Source organism: Nitrospirota bacterium, assembly GCA_040757335.1.
Taxonomy (GTDB): Bacteria; Nitrospirota; Nitrospiria; order 2-01-FULL-66-17; family 2-01-FULL-66-17; genus JBFLXB01.
Window position 1 is genome coordinate 19,186 of record JBFLXB010000035.1, and the last position, 19,716, is coordinate 38,901.

The 19,716-nt window shown below is 65.3% G+C and carries 18 protein-coding genes; 13 read left to right on the forward strand and 5 right to left on the reverse strand.

All coding sequences use genetic code 11. The annotated features are described in order from the left end of the window. Positions 1-148 precede the first annotated feature (148 nt). The 3 genes from AB1451_14885 to AB1451_14895 are packed head-to-tail and all read left to right on the forward strand — an operon-like array spanning position 149 to position 4,486. Entirely contained in the window at positions 149-814 is a 666-nt protein-coding gene (locus AB1451_14885) for an ABC transporter ATP-binding protein (GenBank protein MEW6684180.1), read from the forward strand. After that, positions 811-3,363 (forward strand): FtsX-like permease family protein, encoded by a 2,553-nt coding sequence (locus tag AB1451_14890; protein ID MEW6684181.1) that lies wholly within the window; start codon positions 811-813, stop codon positions 3,361-3,363. Before AB1451_14885 ends, AB1451_14890 begins: the two co-directional genes overlap by 4 nt. Beyond that, the gene (locus AB1451_14895) at positions 3,356-4,486 is read left to right on the forward strand and encodes a lipocalin-like domain-containing protein (protein ID MEW6684182.1); all 1,131 of its coding nucleotides are present in this window, start codon (positions 3,356-3,358) and stop codon (positions 4,484-4,486) included. Before AB1451_14890 ends, AB1451_14895 begins: the two co-directional genes overlap by 8 nt. Positions 4,487-4,488: 2 nt before the next feature. On the opposite strand, the gene AB1451_14900 is transcribed toward AB1451_14895, so the two are convergent. Next, positions 4,489-5,148 (reverse strand): helix-turn-helix domain-containing protein, encoded by a 660-nt coding sequence (locus AB1451_14900; GenBank protein ID MEW6684183.1) that lies wholly within the window; start codon positions 5,146-5,148, stop codon positions 4,489-4,491. 152 nt (positions 5,149-5,300) lie between these two features. After that, the gene (locus tag AB1451_14905) at positions 5,301-5,789 is read right to left on the reverse strand and encodes a tetratricopeptide repeat protein (GenBank protein MEW6684184.1); all 489 of its coding nucleotides are present in this window, start codon (positions 5,787-5,789) and stop codon (positions 5,301-5,303) included. A gap of 23 nt (positions 5,790-5,812) precedes the next feature. Here AB1451_14905 and AB1451_14910 point away from each other — a divergent pair, with 23 nt between their 5' ends. Further along, positions 5,813-8,089, forward strand: a complete 2,277-nt coding sequence (locus AB1451_14910) for a beta-propeller fold lactonase family protein (GenBank protein MEW6684185.1) — start codon at positions 5,813-5,815, stop codon at positions 8,087-8,089. 23 nt (positions 8,090-8,112) lie between these two features. Here AB1451_14910 and AB1451_14915 read toward each other — a convergent pair whose 3' ends face one another. Then, on the reverse strand, positions 8,113-9,834 hold the full coding sequence (locus tag AB1451_14915; GenBank protein MEW6684186.1) for an ABC transporter ATP-binding protein: 1,722 nt from the start codon (positions 9,832-9,834) through the stop codon (positions 8,113-8,115). Positions 9,835-10,042: 208 nt separating this feature from the next. Here AB1451_14915 and AB1451_14920 point away from each other — a divergent pair, with 208 nt between their 5' ends. Next, a complete protein-coding gene (locus tag AB1451_14920) occupies positions 10,043-11,563 on the forward strand; it encodes a DASS family sodium-coupled anion symporter (protein ID MEW6684187.1) in 1,521 nt (506 codons plus the stop codon). 3 nt (positions 11,564-11,566) lie between these two features. On the opposite strand, the gene AB1451_14925 is transcribed toward AB1451_14920, so the two are convergent. Beyond that, on the reverse strand, positions 11,567-12,031 hold the full coding sequence (locus AB1451_14925; protein ID MEW6684188.1) for a DUF192 domain-containing protein: 465 nt from the start codon (positions 12,029-12,031) through the stop codon (positions 11,567-11,569). A gap of 110 nt (positions 12,032-12,141) precedes the next feature. On the opposite strand from AB1451_14925, the gene AB1451_14930 reads away from it, so the two are divergent. Together AB1451_14930 and AB1451_14935 are read left to right on the forward strand one after the other, a co-directional pair. Continuing rightward, positions 12,142-12,762, forward strand: a complete 621-nt coding sequence (locus tag AB1451_14930) for a NifU family protein (GenBank protein ID MEW6684189.1) — start codon at positions 12,142-12,144, stop codon at positions 12,760-12,762. A 187-nt stretch (positions 12,763-12,949) separates the two neighbouring features. Continuing rightward, on the forward strand, positions 12,950-14,197 hold the full coding sequence (locus AB1451_14935; GenBank protein MEW6684190.1) for an ATP-grasp domain-containing protein: 1,248 nt from the start codon (positions 12,950-12,952) through the stop codon (positions 14,195-14,197). A gap of 8 nt (positions 14,198-14,205) precedes the next feature. On the opposite strand, the gene AB1451_14940 is transcribed toward AB1451_14935, so the two are convergent. Continuing rightward, the gene (locus AB1451_14940; protein ID MEW6684191.1) at positions 14,206-14,475 is read right to left on the reverse strand and encodes a DUF4321 domain-containing protein; all 270 of its coding nucleotides are present in this window, start codon (positions 14,473-14,475) and stop codon (positions 14,206-14,208) included. A 131-nt stretch (positions 14,476-14,606) separates the two neighbouring features. Between AB1451_14940 and trxB the strand changes: the two genes are divergently transcribed. The 6 genes from trxB to thiI all read left to right on the forward strand — a co-directional run bounded on the left by trxB (position 14,607) and on the right by thiI (position 19,589). After that, entirely contained in the window at positions 14,607-15,527 is a 921-nt protein-coding gene (trxB, locus tag AB1451_14945) for a thioredoxin-disulfide reductase (GenBank protein ID MEW6684192.1), read from the forward strand. A 12-nt stretch (positions 15,528-15,539) separates the two neighbouring features. Continuing rightward, positions 15,540-15,917 carry a cupin domain-containing protein gene (locus AB1451_14950; GenBank protein ID MEW6684193.1) on the forward strand — a complete coding sequence of 126 codons (378 nt, stop codon included), beginning with the start codon at positions 15,540-15,542 and terminating at the stop codon, positions 15,915-15,917. A 70-nt stretch (positions 15,918-15,987) separates the two neighbouring features. Next, a complete protein-coding gene (locus tag AB1451_14955) occupies positions 15,988-17,265 on the forward strand; it encodes a tetratricopeptide repeat protein (GenBank protein MEW6684194.1) in 1,278 nt (425 codons plus the stop codon). 7 nt (positions 17,266-17,272) lie between these two features. Further along, positions 17,273-17,986, forward strand: a complete 714-nt coding sequence (locus AB1451_14960) for an A/G-specific adenine glycosylase (protein ID MEW6684195.1) — start codon at positions 17,273-17,275, stop codon at positions 17,984-17,986. Further along, entirely contained in the window at positions 17,955-18,359 is a 405-nt protein-coding gene (locus AB1451_14965) for a (deoxy)nucleoside triphosphate pyrophosphohydrolase (protein MEW6684196.1), read from the forward strand. The genes AB1451_14960 and AB1451_14965 overlap by 32 nt, the downstream gene beginning before the upstream one ends. Positions 18,360-18,404: 45 nt before the next feature. Continuing rightward, positions 18,405-19,589 carry a tRNA uracil 4-sulfurtransferase ThiI gene (gene thiI / locus AB1451_14970; protein ID MEW6684197.1) on the forward strand — a complete coding sequence of 395 codons (1,185 nt, stop codon included), beginning with the start codon at positions 18,405-18,407 and terminating at the stop codon, positions 19,587-19,589. The last annotated feature ends 127 nt before the right edge of the window (positions 19,590-19,716 follow it).

Here is a 19,716-nt window from a genome sequence, read left to right on the forward strand (position 1 = left end):
TGTCACTCGGTAAGTGCAACGCGGAAGGACGCCGCCACCAGCGGCGCGACTCGTGGAGACTAACAAAACCTCCGAAGGCGAGTCAACGAATTTCGCACCACCCCGACGCTCCCTTGCCTCCCGCAACCGTCTTCCGTATCCTGCTGGGATGGTTCGCCTGGAGCGCGTCGGCAAGCTCTACACGCGAGGCCCCCAAACCGTGTGGGCCCTGCGCGACGTGACGATCCACATTCCGCGTGGAGAGTTTCACGTGGTGATGGGACCGAGCGGATCGGGCAAGAGCACCCTGCTCCACCTCATTGCCACGCTCGACCTCCCCACCGAAGGCACGGTGTGGATCGACGGGAGACCCACCGCCGCGTGTTCAGACGCGGAGTTGACGCGGCTGCGTCGCGACCATGTCGGACTGGTCTTTCAATCCTTCAACCTCCTGCCTTACCTCACGGTCCGGGAAAACATTGCACTGCCCCGGCTCCTTCAGCGCGTTTCGGCGAAGCAGGTCCGCGGCGAGACCGACGAGTTGCTGGACGCCGTGGGGCTGACGCCGCGCGCCGAACACTGGCCGCATGAGCTCTCGGGCGGCGAGGCCCAGCGGGTGGCCATCGCACGTGCGCTGATCACGAGGCCACCCCTGCTGCTCGCGGACGAGCCGACCGGCAACCTGGACTCCACGCGCGGGCGGGAGATTCTCGCGTTGATCTCACGTCTCACCGCCGCGGCCGGGGTCACCACCGTGCTGGTCACGCACGATCCGGACGCGGCCAAGTTCGGCCATCGCGCGACGCGCATCAGAGACGGTCGGATCGACCTGTGAGCCTCTTGCTCCGCTTCACGACCCTACGTCACCTCTCCCGCGCCAAACTGCGGAGCGCTTTGACCGTAGCGGGCTTGGCGCTCGGCGTCGCGTTGTACGTCGCGATTCGGCTGTGCAACGAAAGCGTCTCCGCGTCGTTCCGCGACACCGTGACGGGGGTGAGCGGCGCGGCCACGCTCGAAGTGATCGGCGGAGAACGCGGCTTCGACGAACGCGCGCTGGAAACCGTGGTCACCACGCCGGGCGTGCTCGCGGCCGCGCCCGTGATCATTCGCCAGATGGCGTTCGACGACCACACCGCGCTGGTGGTATTGGGCGTGGATCCGTTCAGCGAAGCTCCGTTCCGATCGCACGGCCCGGAATCCACGTTCGCGCCGGATCGCGTCGAGAGGTGGTTATTGGATCCCAAAGCGGTGTTGATCACCGCTCGCTTTGCGTCGAGCCGCGGGCTTGAGAGCGGGGACGAACTGATCGTGTTGGACCGTGATCGCGCCGTCACCCTCGTCGTAGCAGGCACCATGACAGATGAACGCCTGGCGCGAGCGTGGGGAGGCGCGGTCGCCCTCATGGACATCGCGGCCGCACAATGGACGTTCGACCGCGTTGGTCGCCTCGACCGCATCGATGTGTTGACCGCCGGGGACCAGATCGACGCCGTGCGGCAACGGCTGGTGCGAACGCTGCCCCCCGATCTGACCGTGCAGCGGCCCGAGGCCCGTTTGGCGCACGCCGAGCAGGTGGTCCGTTCTTTTCAGGTCAACCTGACCGCATTGAGCGGCATCGCGTTGCTCGTCGGCTTGTTCCTCATTTACAACACCATGACCCACGCGCTCTTGCGCCGTCGCGCCGAAGTCGGCCTGTTGCGCGCCCTGGGCGTGGGGCGATCGCGCCTGTTCGGCGTGCTCACGGCGGAGGCGCTCGCCTTTGGTGTCGCGGGAGGAGCGGTCGGGGTGCCGCTCGGATGGCTGCTGGCGCGAACCGCGGTGGGAACCGTGTCCTCGACCGTCGAAGCCCTATACGGCGGTGCGCCCGCGCAACAGGTCGTGCTCACACCCCACCTCGCGCTGGAGGGGCTCGGCTTGGGCTGCCTCGTGGCGGTGGCCGCGGCGCTGGTCCCGATCGTGGAAGCTCTGCGGACCGTGCCGCGTGAGGTCCTGCACCCCGGGTGGGTGGAGCGACGAGGCCAGGTCCGATCCGGACGGCTGGCAATCATTGGGGGCGGATTGGGCGTGCTGGCCGTAGCCCTGTCCCAAGTGGGTCCCGTGTCCGGCATCCCGTGGTTCGGGTACGGTGCGGCGTTGTGTCTGGTGTTGGGAGGGGCGTTTCTCACGCCGCTGGCCGGCACGGGGTTGGACCGGCTGGTCCGCCCCTTTGCCATACGCACCGGGGTCGTGGAAGCGCGTCTCGCGTCCGGAACGCTTGCCGCCGCGCCCGGGCGAACCGCGGTGGCGGCCGGCGCGCTTATGACCGCGCTCGCCATGATGATCAGCGTGGTGGTGATGGTCGGGAGCTTCCGGGACACCGTCAAACGGTGGATCGAAGCGACCATTACCGCGGATCTGTACGTCAGCCCCGCCTCGCGTCCGGCCGTGGGGTCGTCCGCCTACTTCGACGATCCCGGTATCGTGGGGCGGATCGCGTCGGTCCCGGGGGTGGTGGTGGTGGACCCGTACCGGCAAGTCCCGATCGAATATCGCGGGCGCTCGATTCTCCTGTCCGCGCGAGACCTCACAATCGTGCGCGAGCGCAGCGGAATGCAGTTCATGCGCGGCGACGCGAACGAATTGCTCACCCGCCTGTCGCGCGGGGAAGGGATCGCCGTGTCCGAAGTCCTGGCCAAACAACTCCAGATCGGCCCCGGCGAGGTCCTGGATCTGCCTACCGCGGAGGGGCGGGAGCTGTTCCCTGTGCTCGCGGTGTTTTATGATTACGCGACCGACGGCGGCCGCGTGGTGATGGATCGGTCGGTGTGGCAACGGCATTGGCGTGATCAGGGAATCACCGCGCTGGCGGTGTACCTTGACCCGGACGCGGATCCTGAACAAGTCCGCGCGGGAATCGAGGCCGCGGTGGCTCCCGCGCACCGGGTCTCGATCCTGTCGAACCGCGCGCTCAAGACCGAAATCCTCGACGTGTTCGATCAGACCTTCGCGATCACCCGCGCGCTGGATCTGGTGGCGATGACGGTGGCCGCGCTCGGGATCGCCAGCACCGTGCTCGCGATCGTGTGGGAGCGCCGGCGCGAGATCGGGATCGTCCGCGCACTGGGCGCGAGCCAGGCTCAGGTCCGACGCGTGGTGGTGTGGGAGGCGGCGCTGATCGGCCTCCTGGGCGGGGCGTTGGGCGTGGGGATCGGGCTCGGGGTGTCGTTGGTGCTGATCAAGGTGGTGAACGTGCAGTCGTTCGGGTGGACCATCATCTTTTCGTGGCGAACGCCCGAGCTGATCGCGGCGGCCTTGCTGGGGCTCGCGTCGGCGATGTTGGCGGGGTGGCTCCCGGCTCGTTACGCGGCAAACTTGATGTATTTGGAGGCGTTGGCGGATGAGTAACCGGACAAAGGGGTGGGGGTGGGGCGTGCTGGTCGTGGTCGCGATCGGCGCGGGCTGGGGCATGATACCGGAGCCGGCGGCGGGCGCAAAGGGGTTTGCCGTGGCGGAACCGGGATACGGGTACGTGTTTCCGCGAGACCACGGGCCGCACCCGACCTATCAGACCGAGTGGTGGTATTACACCGGACGCCTCACCGCGGAGTCGGGGCGTACATACGGCTATCAATTGACATTCTTTCGCCGCGGAATCGACGCGGTCGCGGTCCGCAACAACCCGTCGAAATGGGCGCTCAAGAACGTCTTCCTCGCCCATTTCGCCATCACCGACGACACACAGAAAAAATTCGTGTACGCGGAAAAAGCCAACCGGCCCGGGGTGGCGACGGCCGGTGCCGACTCCAAGCGGTTCAAGGTCTGGAACGGGCCTTGGTCGGCGGAGGAGCGGGACGGGGTGATGGTCCTGTCCGCGGTGGCGAGCGACCGCTCAATCCTCCTCCGACTGAAACCCTCGCGCGGACCGATCATCCACGGCGCGGATGGTATCAGCCTCAAAGGGCCGGGAAAGAGCCAAACGTCGCACTACTATTCCATGACCCGCATGGAGACCACCGGGACGCTCACGATCAACAACCGGTTGGAAACCGTGACGGGATTGAGCTGGATGGACCACGAGTTCGGTTCGAACCAACTCTCGGCGGAACAGGTCGGGTGGGATTGGTTCGGGCTGCATCTCGACAATGGGATGGATCTCATGCTCTATCGGATTCGTCGAATCGACGGCACCGTGGAGCGGGTCTCGAGCGGGACGCTGATCCAGCCGGACGGCGGCGTCATCCATTTGCCGCGCGAGGCGTTCGGGTATTCGGTCCGCGACGTCTGGACGAGCCCCAAGACCCGCACCGTCTACCCCAGCCGATGGGTCATCACGGTGCCGGATCACGGCATCGACCTCGCGATCCAGCCCACGGTCGCCGATCAGGAACTGGTGACGACCCACAGCACGCGCGTGACCTACTGGGAAGGCAGCGTGTCGGTCAAGGGACGGGTGGGTGATGCTCCAGTGTCCGGTCATGGCTACGCGGAACTGACCGGCTACGCCGAGTCATTAGGCGAACGGTTTTGAGCTCAGCCCTCTTCCACCGCGTCGCCCACGGCCACGGGCTCGAGTAACGCCATCAAATCCTCGCGTTTGATGCGAAGCACTTTCTCGCCCGCCAGGCGGTACGCCGTGAGCTTTCCGGTCTTGATGTAGCCGCGGAGCGTTTGGTGGTGGATGCCCAGGAATTCGGCGGCCTGGTCCACGGTGAACAATTCGCGCGACGACGTGCCTGCAGCGGGTGCCGGCGCGCCGACCCCAGACGGGCTCGGCGCCTGCGACGCGGCTACCACCTCTCGGACGCGGCTGCGCAGCGTATCCAGCGTGGCGCCGCGGCTGATCAGCAGTCCGGGTAAGAGGCCCTGACCACTCGCGACAATGCCCAGCAACACGTGGGCGCTCCGCGTCAGGCGGCTCCCTAATCGCCACGCTTCGTCCGCAGCCGCTTGGATGATCGGTTGAAGCTGGGGACCCCAGCGCGACCGAGCGCCGCGAGGCGCGGACGCGGGAGCGTGGCCCGGCTGTCTGAGGTCGGCTTCGTCGATCCCGAGTTCCCGCAGCACCGTCGCACCCGATGGGTCCGCGGCGCGCAACACGCCGAGCGCCAGGTGGTCGGCCGTGACCTCGGCTCCCTCCTCGCGCGCCGCGGCTTCCGCGGCCTCGAACACGTCGCGTACCTCTCGATACATCGAAACATCCTCCCCTGGACCGCGCCTACGCGGCGGCCGGGGCACTCCCACAAATCTTGGTCCTCGTCTCATGGCACCCTCGCTTGGCTGATTCCATAAGCAAAAATATCATGAATACTAATTAAAACGCAATAGAATATAGGATGGCCTGTTTATTGATTCTGGTGAGAAGAGGAGCCTGATTCGGATACGGGTGGCCGTTGCTTACGGAGACGGTGCAATCGAGCGCGCATCTTTTGAGTCGGGATCGCGTCGTGCGTCTGCTCACCCACTGCAAGACCTTGTTGATACACCACCATCGCGTCGTCCACACGGCCTGCTCCTTCCAGTGCTTTGCCAAGGGGCCAGTAGGCCGCGGTGTATTTCGGATTGAGCGTGACCGCACGCTCCAGCGAGGTGACGGCCTCGATGAACTGGCCGGCTTCCAGATAGGCCTGACCCAACGCGAGATAGAGCGCAGGGTCATTCGGATCGTGCGCGACCAACTGCTTCAGCTTATCGATGGGGAGGGCCACGTTCGCATCATACCGCAACAGGGTCGCGCGCGCCCGCGCGGTTATCGCCAGATGACAGATCGCGCCGACTCGCGTACAATCCCGCTGTGAAGTACGCACGCCGGCGGGCTGGAATACTGACTTCATCGAGAACATCTCCGGTCTACCACATGGTTCGTCGTCTTCGGTGCGTCACAGGTTTCGGATTTGCGGTCACGCTGACCGCGGCGCTGGCACTCGTGGCATGCGAGGACACGACCCCGGACAGCGGCGGCCCCGCACCCCCGAGTCCTTGCACCACGATCGTCACGTGTCAGGTGCGAGGATCCGGCAGCACCACGCCCCTTCCGACCGGCGACACGGTCCGATTTGCCTACGTGGCAAACACCACCGACAACACCCTCTCCATGTTCCTGGTTGATGCCGCAACAGGGCGGCTGATGCCGATCGGATACGTGTTGGTCGGAGCCGCGCCGGTCGCAGTCGCCACCGATCCGGCATCGAAATACCTGTACGTTGCGAACCGGGACGACGACAGCATTTCGGGGTTCACCGTGGAGGAACGAACCGGCACGCTTCTGGAAATGGCCGACTCTCCGTTCGCAACCGGGGCGGAGCCCGTCGCGCTGCTGGTCGATCCGACGGGTGAATTTCTCTACACCGCAAATCAGGCCGGCGAATCCATTTCGGTGTTCTCCATCGACGCCACCGACGGCTCGCTGACCTTCCGAGCAACCGCCACAACGCTTGGTCGGTCCCCCGCGTCACTCGCCGTCAACAGTGCGAGTTCGTTCTTATTCGTCGGCAACAGCGAAATCGGGACCAATCCCGCAAGTGTCTCGTCGTTTTCTATCGATTCATTGACCGGGGTGCTTTCTCCGGTGGACGCCACGCTGGTGGGAAACGGAGCTCTCTCGATCACCCTGCACCCCGCCGGAGCGTTTCTATACGCGGTCAGCGACTCTGCCGGAGACGTGGCACTGTTGTCGGTCGACGTAGGCGGCAACCTAGCGGTCCCTGATCCCTCGACAGTCACGCTTGGACCTGGCGGAGCCAGCATCATCGTGACGCCCGGCGGTGCACACGCATACGCGATCAATCGGGTCGACAACACCGTTCAAGATTACTCGGTCGCTGTTGATGGAACGCTGACCGCGATCAGCACGTCGCCGCTCGACACGGGAACCGCACCCTCAAGCCTGATTGTTGATCCGCTCGCAGAGCGGCTGTACGTGACGAATGCAGGATCAGCCGACGTGTCGGTGTTCTTAATTGACGGGGCGACCGGCGCGTTGACCAAGGGCAGCACGACTCGTGCACAACGCGGCCCGCAGTCCTTGGCCTTCGTCACGCGCGGCGTGGCCGCCTCTGCCAAGGCAAAATACGCTTTCATCTTGAACCAGGGCGCCTCGACGATCTCCTCGTACGACGTCAACGCCGTGTCCGGCGTGTTGAGCCCGAACGGAGCGCAGTTGCTGACCGGCGGGCTGGGCATTCCCCGCGCGACGGCCGTGGATCCGTTTGCGCGGTTCGTGTACGTCGCGCACGCGTCCAACGAAATCTCCGCGTATCGGATCAACGCGGCGAACGGAAGTCTGCCGTCCGTCGATACCGTTACAGCGGGGGTGGATCCAAGTGTGACGGTCAGCGTCGACCCTACGGCCGTCACCATCGAGCCGTCGGGCCGATTCGCCTACGCCGCGGGCAGCAGCCTCGCCGGATCAACCGGCTGGCAAGTGGTCGTCCTGACGATCGATCAGTCAACCGGAGAGCTGACCGAGGTCACCGGGGCCGGGCTCGACATTGGAACGTTGCCGGTGTCCATGACCGCCGACCCCACCGGGCGGTTCCTCTACACCGTGGACTCCGGGTCGGACTCCGTTTCGGCGTTCACCATCGACCCGGCCACCGGCCTGTTGACCAGCGTGGGCGCGGCGCTGTCGGTCGCCGACGATCCGCGCAGCGTGGCCGTGGATGCCTCGGGCCGATTCGCCTACGTGGTCAGCGCGGGCTCCACTCCCAACCAGATTCAGGGGTTTGCGATCGACGCCGACACCGGCGCGTTGACTTCGCTCATGAGCCCCCTGGCAACCGGCACCAACCCGCAGGCGGTTGCCGCGGACCCCACCGGCCGATTCGTATACGTGGCCAACGCAAACGCCAACACGATCACGCCCTACGCCATCGACATCGAAGAGGTCATCGACGCCAGGATGGGAGAACTCACCGCGGGCAACGTGTCCACCCCGACTGGGACGAGCCCCACCGCGCTGGCGGTTGAGCCTGGAGGGAAGTTCATCTACGTAACTAACCAAGCGTCCAACTCGCTCGCCACGTATTCGATCAGTCAGACCACCGGCAATCTGACTCGCGTCAGCAGTGCCTCGATCCCGTCTGGCACCCTGACCACCCCGATCGCGATCGGGCTCACCTTGTTCATCGAGTAACGAGCCTCCCCGACCGGGAAGGCTTAGACCTGAAACTGGGCTTCGTACAGCGCGGTGTAAAGGCCGCCGCGACGCAGCAGGTCATCGTGCGTGCCGGTCTCGACGATCCGGCCGTGATCCATGATTATGAGGCGGTCCACGGACCGCAGCGTGGACAGACGGTGGGCGATGATCAACGTGGTGCGGCCCGCGATCAGCCGCTCGAGCGCCTCTTGGATCTGCACCTCGGTCTCGCTGTCGATGTTCGAGGTGGCCTCGTCCAACACCACGATCGGCGGATCTTTGAGGAGGGCCCGCGCAATGGCGAGGCGTTGTTTCTGGCCGCCCGACAGCTTGACCCCCCGCTCGCCCACCAGTGTGTCGTACCCCTCGGGCAACGCGGCGACGAATTCGTGCGCACGGGCCGCGCGCACCGCGTTGTCCAGGTCCGCGTCGGACGCGTCCGGCCGCCCGAACAAGAGATTCTCGCGCACGGTGCCGTTGAAGAGCACCGGGTCCTGCGGCACGAGCCCGATCTGATCGCGCAGGCTCCGCAGCGTGAGCCCGCGGATGTCGCGCCCGTCGATTTCGATGCGGCCTGATCCCGCGTCGTAGAACCGCAGCAGCAACTTCACCACCGTGCTCTTCCCGGCCCCGCTGGGCCCGACCAGCGCGACTTTCTCGCCCGACGCAATGCCCACATCAAGGTCGTGGATCACCTCCACATCGGACCGATACCCGAACGACACCTGTTCGAAGCGCACCTCACCGCGGCCACGCGGCAACATCACGGCCTCCGAGGCCTCCACCACCTCGGGCTTGGCATCGAGGATCTCGAACACGCGCTCGCCCGAGGCCAACGCGTGCTGGAGCATGTGGTTGACGGAATGGATCTGGTTGATCGGCACGTAGAACATCGCCAGGTACGACAGAAATGCCACCAGCTCACCCAGCGTCATCCGACCGGCCACCACCTCGCGTGAACCCACGCCGAGGATGAGCAGCGTGCCCACCGATCCGAGGAACACCATCGAGGGCGAATACACCGACCACACCCGAGCGACCCGCAACTGCTCGCGGCAATACGCCCGATTGTGCGCATCGAAACGCGCGGCCGCGTAAGCCTCGCGATTGAACGCGAAGATTTCGCGGATGCCGGAGAGGTGATCCTGAAGCACCGCGTTCAAGCGACCCGATTCCTGCCGGATCGCGCGGTAGAGCGCGTGCACCCGTCGCGTAAAGACCGACGCCCCGAGTACGAGGAAGGGGATGGGGATCAATGCCAGCAACGCGAGCTGCCAGTGCATCGCGAACAACATGACCGCGATCCCGACCAACGCGAGACCCGCCATCACCAGCGACTCCACGCCGTCGATGAAGATCCGTTCGAGGTTGGTGACGTCGCTCGTGACGCGTGAGACCAACTCGCCGCTCGCGCGCTGGTCGTAGTACCGGACCGACAACACCTGCAACTTGTCGTACACCGCTTTGCGGAGATCGTAGATCACACGCTGCTCGAGCACGTTGTTGAGGCGGACGCGCGCGCCGGTCAACACATTGCGTCCCAGGTAGGCCAGCGTCAACGCCGCCATCAGCCACGGCAGCGGCTCCAGGTCCGCCGGACGGACCACCGTGTCGATGATCAGTTTGATGATCCACGGCGGAACCAGGTCGACCAGAGTCGCGAGGACCGCGCACGCCAGCGCGGCGAGCGCGAGCGTCCGGTAGGGCGCCAGATACCTCAGGACGCGCAGGAGTAACCGCATACGCGGGTTATACCACGCACCGAGGCCTCACGGAAACGTGCTTAGCGAAGTGCGCGCCATAATGGGCCGCAGGCTTCTTTCCACGTGGCGCGGCAACGTGCTTAGCGCCGGGGGGCGCTGCCAACGAGCCGAAGGGCCTCCCTGCACATCGCGCAGCAACGTGCTTCGCGAAGTTCACGCCGCACAGTCTGGTGTGGTATCCTGCGGCGTGCCCGAACCCTCCGTCACCACCGACGGGCCTACCCGGCGACGCCTTGCCGCCGTGGGATTCGCGCTAGGGCCCGTCGCCGCCCTGGCGGTCTGGGTCTTCCCACTCCCCGTGGTTCCGCAGGCGCACGCCCTGGCCGGCCTCCTCGCGTGGGTGGTGATCTATTGGATCACCGAACCGATCCCGATCCCCGCCACGGCGCTGCTCGCTCCGGTCGCGGCCGTGGCGCTCGGCGTGGGCAGCGCCAAAGACGTCTTCGCGCCGTTCGCGCACCCGGTCATCTTCCTGTTCATCGGCAGTTTTCTGATCGCCGAAGCCATGATCGTGCACGGCCTCGACCGTCGCATCGCCTACTGGGTCCTCACACGACCCGTCATCGGCGAAAGCCCGGCCCGGATTCTATTCGCGGTGGGCCTATTGGCCGCCGGGATGTCGCTGTGGGTCAGCAACACGGCCACGACCGCGATGATGTTGCCGATCGCGACGGGTATGCTGGGCGCGCTGGCGGGTGCGCGCCGCAACGCCCAGGAGGCGTCCCCCTCGCCCGCGGCGTGGCGCTACAGCACCGCACTGATGTTGATGGTGGCCTACGCCGCGTCCATCGGCGGTCTGGGGACGGTGATCGGCACCCCGCCGAATCTGATCGGCAAGGGGTTGATCGCGGACCGACTCGGGGTGGACATCGGGTTCGTTCAGTGGATGCAATTCGGCATCCCGATCGTCATCGTGACGTTCGCCGCATTGTTGGTCCTGCTCTACGCGCTGCACCCGCCGGACCTGGGATCCTTGACCGGGGTGGCCGCGTTCCTCGCCCGCCAGCGGGCCGCGCTCGGGGCCATGGGGCGCGGCGAACGCAACGCGGCCGTCGCGTTCGGCACGGCCGTCATCCTGTGGCTGGCGCCCGCCGGCCTCGTCTTGATATGGGGTGCGGACTCCGGGGTTGCCAACTGGTACGACCGCCACATCCCGGAAGCCGTGGTCGCGCTGATCGGCGCAGGCCTGTTGTTCGTATTGCCCGTTGATTGGCCCACCCGTCGGTTCACCCTCTCGTGGGAGGAAGCCGAGCGGATCGACTGGGGCACGATCCTGCTGTTTGGAAGCGGCCTGGCCTTGGGAGAGCTGATGTTCCAGACCGGTCTGTCCGAGGCGATCGGCCGCGGCGCGGCGCAGGCGTTGGGAGCCGACAGCCTGTGGACGCTCACCGCGTTTGCGATCGCCCTGGGCATCGTATTGAGCGAGCTCACGTCCAATACCGCGTCCGCCACCATGGTGATCCCGGTGGTCATCGCCATTGCCCAGGGCGCGGGCGTGAGCGCCCTTCCGCCCGCCTTGGGCGCGTGTCTGGGAGCGAGTTTCGGGTTCATGCTGCCGATCTCCACCCCGCCCAACGCCATCGTGTACGGATCCGGGCTGATTCCGATCCAGCGGATGATCCGCGCAGGGGTGTTGCTCGACCTCGTCGGCTTCGCGGTGATCTGGGCGGGGTTACGAGTCCTGTGCCCGCTGTTGGGTTTGCTCTGATTCTTAGAACTTGAGGATCTGGCCGACCGCCAACCCCTCGCGTCGGGCTGCGCCGCCCGCGATTTCCAGCACGTACCGGGCCGGAACGTCGAACTGATAGATCGGGCACGGATCGGCTTTGCACGGCGGTGTGTCGGGCAGAATCGCCACCACCCGCTTGGATTCGTCGAGCCAGATGAGGTCGAGCGGAATCAGGCAGTTTTTCATCCAGAACGCGTACCGTCCCGAGGTGTCAAAAACAAACAGCATGCCGGTTCGAGGGGGAAGGGTTGCACGGAACATCAGGCCCCGCTCGCGTGCCTCCGGCGTCCGAGGAATCTCCACGGAGTAGACCACTCCGCTCGGGAAGGTGACCGTGCCGCGGTCGGACAGCGTGGCTCCGGCTCCTGCGCCGGAGGACCCCGCCACGTGCAAGAACGCGAGCAACACCGACCCGGCAGCGACTCGCGTGAAACGTCCTTTCGTCATGGCGAATCTATGCTAGCAGAACCCCCCGCGAGCCCACAACGTCACCGCCTGACATAAGATTCGGCGCTGTGGTATGATTCGGGCATCTGTAGGTCTACGGGAGGATGAATATGCCGACATTAACGCCGACATTAACTATGACCGCCACCGCGCGCGAGCAGATTCTCGCTGCCATGAACATGCCGGGACGCACTGCACACGGTCTGCGCTTGACCGTGAAATACCCCGGGACCCGCAACCAGACCTACGGATTGAGTCTGGTGGAAAAATCCACTCCCGACGTCAACGACGTCATCGTGGAACTCGACGGCATCAAGGTGTTTTTGGAAAAGCAGAACGCTACGTTCGTGGACGGCGCCACCATCGACTACCTCACGGGTCCCAGCGGCAGCGGGTTCAAGATCGAAAGCCCGTATCAACCGCCGACGGCCCAGATGCCGACCGAACCGCCGACCGGTCCCCTGGCTGACGCCGTTCAAAAGGTGATTCGCGAGCAGATCAATCCCGCGGTCGCTGGACACGGCGGATACGTCTCCCTGGTGGATGTGAAGGACGAGATCGCCTACGTTCGATTGGGCGGCGGGTGCCAAGGATGCGGGATGGCCGACGTCACGCTCAAGCAGGGCGTCTCCGTGATGATCAAGAAGGCGGTGCCCGAGGTCAAAGATGTCTTGGACATCACCGACCACGCGAACGGCACCAATCCATATTATCAGCCCAGCAGCAAGTAGCCTGATCCCCCGATAACGCGGCGCCTGCTGCGTTGTCGCGTCGGTTCGCGTGCTCACGTACGACCCAGTACGCTCCGCGCGCAACCTTCGCTCCGCCTTGCGACCCACCTTCGAGGAGACATTGTCGGAAGTCCCCGAAGGGGGCATTCGCCGCGTTCTCGGCGGCCAGGCTGGCAACCACCACGTAATGAGCCGTGATCCACTTCCTGTGAAGAAACGACTCCTGCTCTTGATGCCCGCGACCACGTACCGTGCCGCGGACTTCCTCGCCGCGGCCCACCGACTCGGGGCGGACGTGGTGGTGGGGTCCAACCTCCCGCAGATCCTCGAGGCGTTCTCCGAGGGCGGAACGATCACGCTCGACTTCGACGACCCCGCGGCCGCGGTCGAACAGATCCGTCCCCTTCCTCCGTTCGACGCGATCATCGGGGTGGACGAGGAGAGCGTGTCGCTCGCGGCCATGCTCTCCGCCGCGCTCAAACTCCCGCACAATCCGGTCGAGGCCGTGGCCGCAACCCGCAACAAGGCGGTCGCGCGACGCATCTTCCGAGAAGCGGGCCTGCCAGCCCCGCGCTTCGAAGTCATCGGGGTGGAGGAGGACCCTGAGCCGGCGGCCACACGCGTCGGGTATCCGTGTGTGGTCAAGCCGCTGATCCTTGCAGCCAGTCAGGGCGTGATCCGGGCCGACGACGCGGCGTCGCTACGCGCCGCGGTGACGCGCGTGTCCGCCATTCTGGCCGCGCCCGCGGTCCGGAAGCACGGTCCGGCCTCGCGGCAACTCCTGGTCGAAGCGTTCATTCCCGGCCGGGAGGTCGCGCTCGAAGGACTGTTGCGACACGGGCGCTTGGACGTGTTGGCGCTGTTCGACAAACCCGATCCCCTGGACGGCCCGTTCTTCGAGGAAACCCTGTACGTCACGCCCTCGCGCCTGCCCCGGCCGATCCAAGACACGATCGCCGACTGCGCCGAGCGAGCCGCACGGGCGTTGGGCCTGCGCGACGGCCCGATCCACGCCGAGTTGCGGGTCAACCAGCAAGGTCCGTGGCTGCTCGAAGTGGCGGCTCGATCGATCGGCGGCCTGTGTTCGCGCGCCTTGCGATTCGGAACCGGCCTCACGCTGGAAGAGATCATCATCGGACACGCGCTGGGGATGAAGATCCCGTCGCTGGAACGCGAGCGCCGCGCCGCCGGCGTGATGATGATTCCGATTCCGAACGCGGGGAAGCTCGTCGCTGTACGGGGCCGCGAGGCGGCCCGCGGCCTGCCGGGCATCGAGGAGGTCACCATCCTGATGCGTCGCGGCCAGCGGGTCGTCCCGCTGCCCGAGGGCAGCCGCTATCTGGGGTTCATCGTCGCACGAGGCGAAACGCCCGAACAGGTCGAAGCCGCGCTGCGCCAGGCCCACAAGTGCCTGGCGATCGACATCAACCCGTAGCGGTCACGCTAGGCTTGTCTGTAGATGTAAACGCCCATCAGCACGCCGATGACGCTCAGCAGGTTGATCTTCACCGAGGCGCCGGCCGTCACGGTGATGAGGAAGAGATCCACGGTAATGGGGTTGGTGATCCCGATGTTGAGATTTTTCAGGAACAGCGAGCTGATCGGGCCGGTGGGAGCAACCGCGCGGAGAATCTCGGCCACCACACCGCCGAACAGCCCGCCCACGATGACGAAGAAGATCAACAGCCAAGGCGTCTTGCGAAGTATTGCCATCGAGGATATCCTTTCGCGCGGTTCGCAGGACAGTAAAACCGTTAGCAGGTGCTTGTCAAGGCGGACGGGCCCGTTGATTTGGAAAGAAGGTGAATGCTACGATGTCGATTCATGTCGAGGAGCGTGACGCGATGCGTTCCGTCATCATATTGGGTTCGGGTCCGGCGGGGTTGACCGCGGCTCTCTACGCCGCCAGGGCCAATCTCCGCCCCCTGGTGGTGGAGGGTCTGCAGGCCGGCGGCCAGCTCACGATCACCACCGAGGTGGAAAACTATCCGGGCTTCCCCAAGGGAATTCTCGGCCCCCAGTTGATCCAGGAGATGCGCGCGCAGGCCGAGCGGTTTGGCGCGGAGTTCGTGCGCGGTGACGTGACCAAAGTCGACCTCCACGGCCCGCCGTTCCGGCTGTGGGTGGAGGGTGAGAGCGACCAGCAGTGCGAGGCGCTGATCATCGCCACCGGCGCCTCGGCCAAGTTGCTCGGGCTGGAGTCGGAGCGACAGTTGATGGGTCGGGGCGTGTCGGCCTGCGCCACCTGCGACGGATTCTTTTTTCGGGATCGCAAACTGATCGTGGTGGGCGGCGGCGACACCGCGATGGAGGAGGCGCTTTTTTTGACCAAGTTCGCGTCGCAGGTGACGGTGGTGCACCGGCGGGACAAGCTCCGCGCCTCCAAAGTCATGCAGGACCGCGCAAGAAAGAATCCCAAAATCGACTTCGTGTGGAACAGCGCCGTGGAAGAGATCCTGGGCGCCGAGCGGGTGGAAGGCGTGCGGCTGCGCGACACCAAGACGCAGGCCACGAGCGAACGCGCCGTGGACGGCGTCTTCGTCGCCATCGGCCACCAGCCCAATACCTCGCTGTTCGCGGGTCAACTCGCGATGAACGACGTGGGCTACATCCTGACGTCGAACGGGACCAAGACCAGCGTGCCCGGTGTGTTCGCGGCGGGCGACGTCCAGGACCCCGCCTACCGGCAGGCGGTGACCGCGGCCGGTACGGGGTGTATGGCGGCCATCGACGCCGAGCGTTATTTGGAAGCGCGTCACGGGTAAGACGAGGAGACCATGGGGAATATTAGGGATCTGAACGCGCTCCGACGGTTCGCGCCGGAGAAAATGCAGAAGGTCGGTCTGTTCGAAACGCCGCGGCTGTTCTGTGATCTCTACTGCCTGGAAGCGGGTCAGGCGCAGAAGGCCCACAGCCACGGGGATGCCGACAAAGTGTATCTGGTTCTCGACGGACAAGCCCATATCCAAGTGGGCGCGGACCGTTACGACCTGGGGCCGCAAGAGGCCGTGCTTGCTCCGGCCGGTTCGGACCATGGGGTCAGCAACCCGGGCCCTGGGCGCTTGGTGCTCTACGTCTTCGTGGCGCAGACTCCATCGACCTCGCCTGCCAAGGACAGCCACTCGCACGAACACGGACAGGGGCACCGCCACTAACAGGAGAGGATGATCGAGTCGCGGTACGATGCCGCGGCCTTTTATCGTGGGTATTAGCCAGGAGGGCTCGATGAATCGATTTGCGGAGCGGCCGCACCGCCGCGCACTGATCCTGATGACCGGCCTCGCGTTGGCCGCACTCCTCTGCACGCCCACCACGGCGGTGGTGTCCGGTGCGAACGCTGCTCGGTCCGCGCTGGAGGAGGGCAAGGCGTTCGAAGGCAAAAAGGAGTTCTCCAAAGCCGCCGAGGCGTACGAGCGGGCGATTGCGGAATCCCCCAAGGCGGCGGAGCCCCGGTACCGATTGGCGATCGCCCTCCGCGCCCTTGACCGTCGCCCCGAAGCAGTGGAAGCCCTCAACCAGGCGCTCGCGATCAAACCGACTTACGGCGAGGCGCTGGTCTTGCTGGGACAAATCCAGGAGGAACGAGAGCTCTGGACCGACGCCATCGCGGCCTACCTCAAGGCGCAGGAGGCGGGCGTCAAAACCGCCGACCTCCAAAGTCGGTTGGGCAATGCCTACCGCCACACCCGCGAGTACGACAAGGCCGTGGCGGTGTATCAGAAAGCGGCGGCGCTGGACCCGGCCAATCTCGTCATCCGGTATGAACTGGCCAACACGCTCGCGGAGATGGACCGCGGCGGCGACGCCCTGGCCGAATACGACAAGATCCTCGCCAAAGACCGCGACTTTTACATGGTGCATTTCCAGAAAGGGCTCGTCTACAAACGCCAAGACAAACTCGACCCCGCCGAGATGGAATTCACCGCGGTGTTGACCGCGAATCCCCAGATGGCTACGGCCTTCTTCGAACTGGGCCAGGTGTATGCGCGGATGGGGAAGACCGGCGCTGCGGCCGCGGCCTATCGCGAGGTCGCCGCGATCAACCCTTACGTGGGGAACGTGAACACACGCCTCGGCGAAATCGCCTTCGCCGACGGCAAAGTCGATTCCGCGATTGCGTACTTCAAAAAGGCGCTGGAGCGCGACACCGAGCAGTTCATGATCTACTTCCACCTCGCGAACGCCTACAAGAAACGCGGCGATCTTCGCGAAGCGGCCGACGCGTATCAACAAGTGATCAAGCTCTTTCCCGTGTTGTTCGACGCCCGATACAACCTCGGCGTCGTGTTCAGCCAGCAGAACCGGTGGGTCGACGCGGAGAAAGAGTTTCAGGAGACGCTGACCTTGAATCCGCGATTCAGCCCGGCGCACTACCAGATGGCCGCCACCCAGGTCAAACTCGGTAAACGCCAGGAGGCCAAGAAACACCTCGAGGACTATATCAAGATGGCGCCGGAGGGCGAGTACCTGGCCGACGCCAAGAAACTGTTGGCGTCGCTGTAGTCCACGCATGGCCCGCTCCAACGCGCCTCGCCTCGATCCGGGCTCGTCGCGAGCGTTTCAGAAGCGGCTGCTCGCCTGGTACCGCCGCCACGGTCGCGACCTGCCGTGGCGAGACACCACGGATCCCTACAACGTCCTGGTTTCGGAGATCATGCTGCAGCAAACGCAGGTCGAGCGGGTGATTCCCAAATACCATGAGTTTCTTTCCAAGTACCCGACCGTCGAGGACCTGGCCCGTTCACCGATCGAAGAGGTGACCAGAACCTGGTATCCGCTCGGGTACAACATTCGTCCCGTTCGCCTGCACGGCATCGCGCGCGAAGCGGTCGCGCGCTACGGCGGAACGATCCCCTCATCGGAGGAAGCGTTGCTGTCGATGAAAGGCATCGGCCGCTACACCGCCGGCGCGGTCAGAAGCTTCGCGTTCGGACTCGACGCGCCGATCTTGGACACCAACGTGGCGCGCGTCCTCGCCCGCGTGTTTCTGCCCGAGGCCGATCCGAAACGTGGGGCGGACCGGACCAGGCTCTGGACGCTCTCCGAAGCGCTGATTCCTCGCGGCAAAGGGTACGACTTCAACCAGGCGCTGATGGACTTCGGCGCAACCGTGTGCACCGCGCGGAAACCCGCGTGTCCGACCTGCACGATGCGGACGATCTGTAAAACGTACCGGCGCGAGACCCGTCGCCATGTCACCAGCCGACGACCCCGCCCCGGTTGAGATCGCCGCGGCCGTCATCGAAGATCACGGGCGGTTGCTGATCGCCCGCCGGTGGGACGACGCGGTCCTGGGCGGGTACTGGGAGTTTCCCGGCGGCAAGCGCAGACCCGGTGAAACGTTGATCGCCTGCCTGCACCGCGAAGTGGAGGAAGAGGTCGGCGTCGCGATCACGGTCGGCGACGTGATCGAGCGCGTCGCGCACAGATATGCACACGGCGCGGTGGAAATCAGTTTTTTTCGCGGGACGTTGACCTCCGGTGCGCCGACGGCCCGCGGTTGTGCCGAGGTGCGTTGGGTCTCGGCGTCCGAGCTGGCGCAGTACCGCTTCCCCCCCGCCAACCAAGCCGTGATCCGACGCCTCGCCGGTCGGTGACCGGTCCGCCTTGAATCCGCTCCGGCCCTCAGGTATGGTACCGGCGTGCGGTACGCGTTGGTCCATTACCACGAACTCACGCTCAAAAAGGGCAACCGCGGCTACTTTGTCCGCAGGTTGATCAGGAATCTCCAGCGGGGCCTGGCAGGCACGGGTGCGGGAACCATTGCCCAGACCGGCGCGCGCTTTCTGATCGACCTTCCCGACAAAGCCGATGAAGCCCAGGTTCGAGCGCGCCTTGCCCGCACCTTCGGCATCGCCAACTTCGCCATCGCGCAATCAATACCCCTGGACATGGACGCGCTCGGTCGCGCGGTTGAAGAATTGGTGAAGACCCGATCCTTCGCGTCGTTTCGGATCTCCGCCAAGCGGAGCAACAAGACCTTCGCGCGTTCTTCCAATCAGATCAACGTTGAACTCGGCGCGCTCGTGCAACGGTTGACCGGCGCACGGGTCGACCTCGAGGGCGCGGAGTTGACGATTTACGTGGAGATCCTGGATCGAGCGTGCCTGTTGTACGTCGATCGGATGTCCGGACCTGGTGGGCTGCCTGCCGGTGTGTCCGGTCGGGTGGCGTGCCTGATGTCGGGTGGGTTGGACTCACCCGTCGCGGCCTACCGGATGATGAAACGCGGGGCGTACGTCGTCTTTGTGCATTTTCACAGCCATCCCTTGGTCTCGCGCGCCTCGTCCGACAAGGCTAAGGAGTTGGCCGAGTGGCTGACCCAGTACCAATACGCCTCGCGTCTGTTTTTGGTCCCATTCGGCGAGGTCCAGCGCGAGGTCGTCCTGGCGGTCCCGGCTCCGCTGCGCGTGATCGTCTACCGCCGGCTGATGGTGCGGATCGCCGAGGCCATCGCGCGAACCGTCCGCGCGCAAGCCTTGGTGACGGGCGAAGCCCTGGGCCAGGTGGCGTCCCAGACCTTGTCGAACATGACGACGGTTGACGCCGCGGCCACGATGCCGATCCTGAGGCCCCTGGTCGGGATGGACAAGGAGGAGATCGTGCACCAGGCGCAGGCCATCGGCACGTACGAGATTTCGATTCAACCGGACGAGGATTGCTGCTCGCTGTTTACACCCAAACACCCCGCCACGGCCTCGACCACGCGCGAGTTGGAAGCCGCGGAGGCCCTGCTGGACGTGTCCGGGTTGGTGCGGATGGCGGTGAAACACACCGAAGAAACGCGGTACGCCTACCCGCCGCAAAAGGCTGGTCTCCAGGTCTAACAGGGTGCTGAAAAAGTCCTATGATTGAGAGTCCCACCCTGGTATACTGGCGCCGTCCCTTCGGAGGAGCGCCCATGCGTGGCAGCCAGGAGCCCCAGAGCGGGTTGTTCAGTTACGTGGCCCCGGA

Excerpts from the sequence above, each read along its gene's own strand:
- AB1451_14885 (MEW6684180.1), top strand. The coding sequence starts at position 149 with ATGGTTCGCCTGGAGCGCGTCGGCAAGCTCTACACGCGAGGCCCCCAA.
- AB1451_14895 (MEW6684182.1), top strand. The coding sequence starts at position 3,356 with ATGAGTAACCGGACAAAGGGGTGGGGGTGGGGCGTGCTGGTCGTGGTC.
- AB1451_14900 (MEW6684183.1), bottom strand. The coding sequence starts at position 5,148 with ATGTATCGAGAGGTACGCGACGTGTTCGAGGCCGCGGAAGCCGCGGCG.
- AB1451_14905 (MEW6684184.1), bottom strand. The coding sequence starts at position 5,789 with ATGAAGTCAGTATTCCAGCCCGCCGGCGTGCGTACTTCACAGCGGGAT.
- AB1451_14910 (MEW6684185.1), top strand. The coding sequence starts at position 5,813 with ATGGTTCGTCGTCTTCGGTGCGTCACAGGTTTCGGATTTGCGGTCACG.
- AB1451_14915 (MEW6684186.1), bottom strand. The coding sequence starts at position 9,834 with ATGCGGTTACTCCTGCGCGTCCTGAGGTATCTGGCGCCCTACCGGACG.
- AB1451_14925 (MEW6684188.1), bottom strand. The coding sequence starts at position 12,031 with ATGACGAAAGGACGTTTCACGCGAGTCGCTGCCGGGTCGGTGTTGCTC.
- AB1451_14930 (MEW6684189.1), top strand. The coding sequence starts at position 12,142 with ATGCCGACATTAACGCCGACATTAACTATGACCGCCACCGCGCGCGAG.
- AB1451_14935 (MEW6684190.1), top strand. The coding sequence starts at position 12,950 with ATGAGCCGTGATCCACTTCCTGTGAAGAAACGACTCCTGCTCTTGATG.
- AB1451_14940 (MEW6684191.1), bottom strand. The coding sequence starts at position 14,475 with ATGGCAATACTTCGCAAGACGCCTTGGCTGTTGATCTTCTTCGTCATC.
- trxB (MEW6684192.1), top strand. The coding sequence starts at position 14,607 with ATGCGTTCCGTCATCATATTGGGTTCGGGTCCGGCGGGGTTGACCGCG.
- AB1451_14950 (MEW6684193.1), top strand. The coding sequence starts at position 15,540 with ATGGGGAATATTAGGGATCTGAACGCGCTCCGACGGTTCGCGCCGGAG.
- AB1451_14955 (MEW6684194.1), top strand. The coding sequence starts at position 15,988 with ATGAATCGATTTGCGGAGCGGCCGCACCGCCGCGCACTGATCCTGATG.
- AB1451_14960 (MEW6684195.1), top strand. The coding sequence starts at position 17,273 with ATGGCCCGCTCCAACGCGCCTCGCCTCGATCCGGGCTCGTCGCGAGCG.
- AB1451_14965 (MEW6684196.1), top strand. The coding sequence starts at position 17,955 with ATGTCACCAGCCGACGACCCCGCCCCGGTTGAGATCGCCGCGGCCGTC.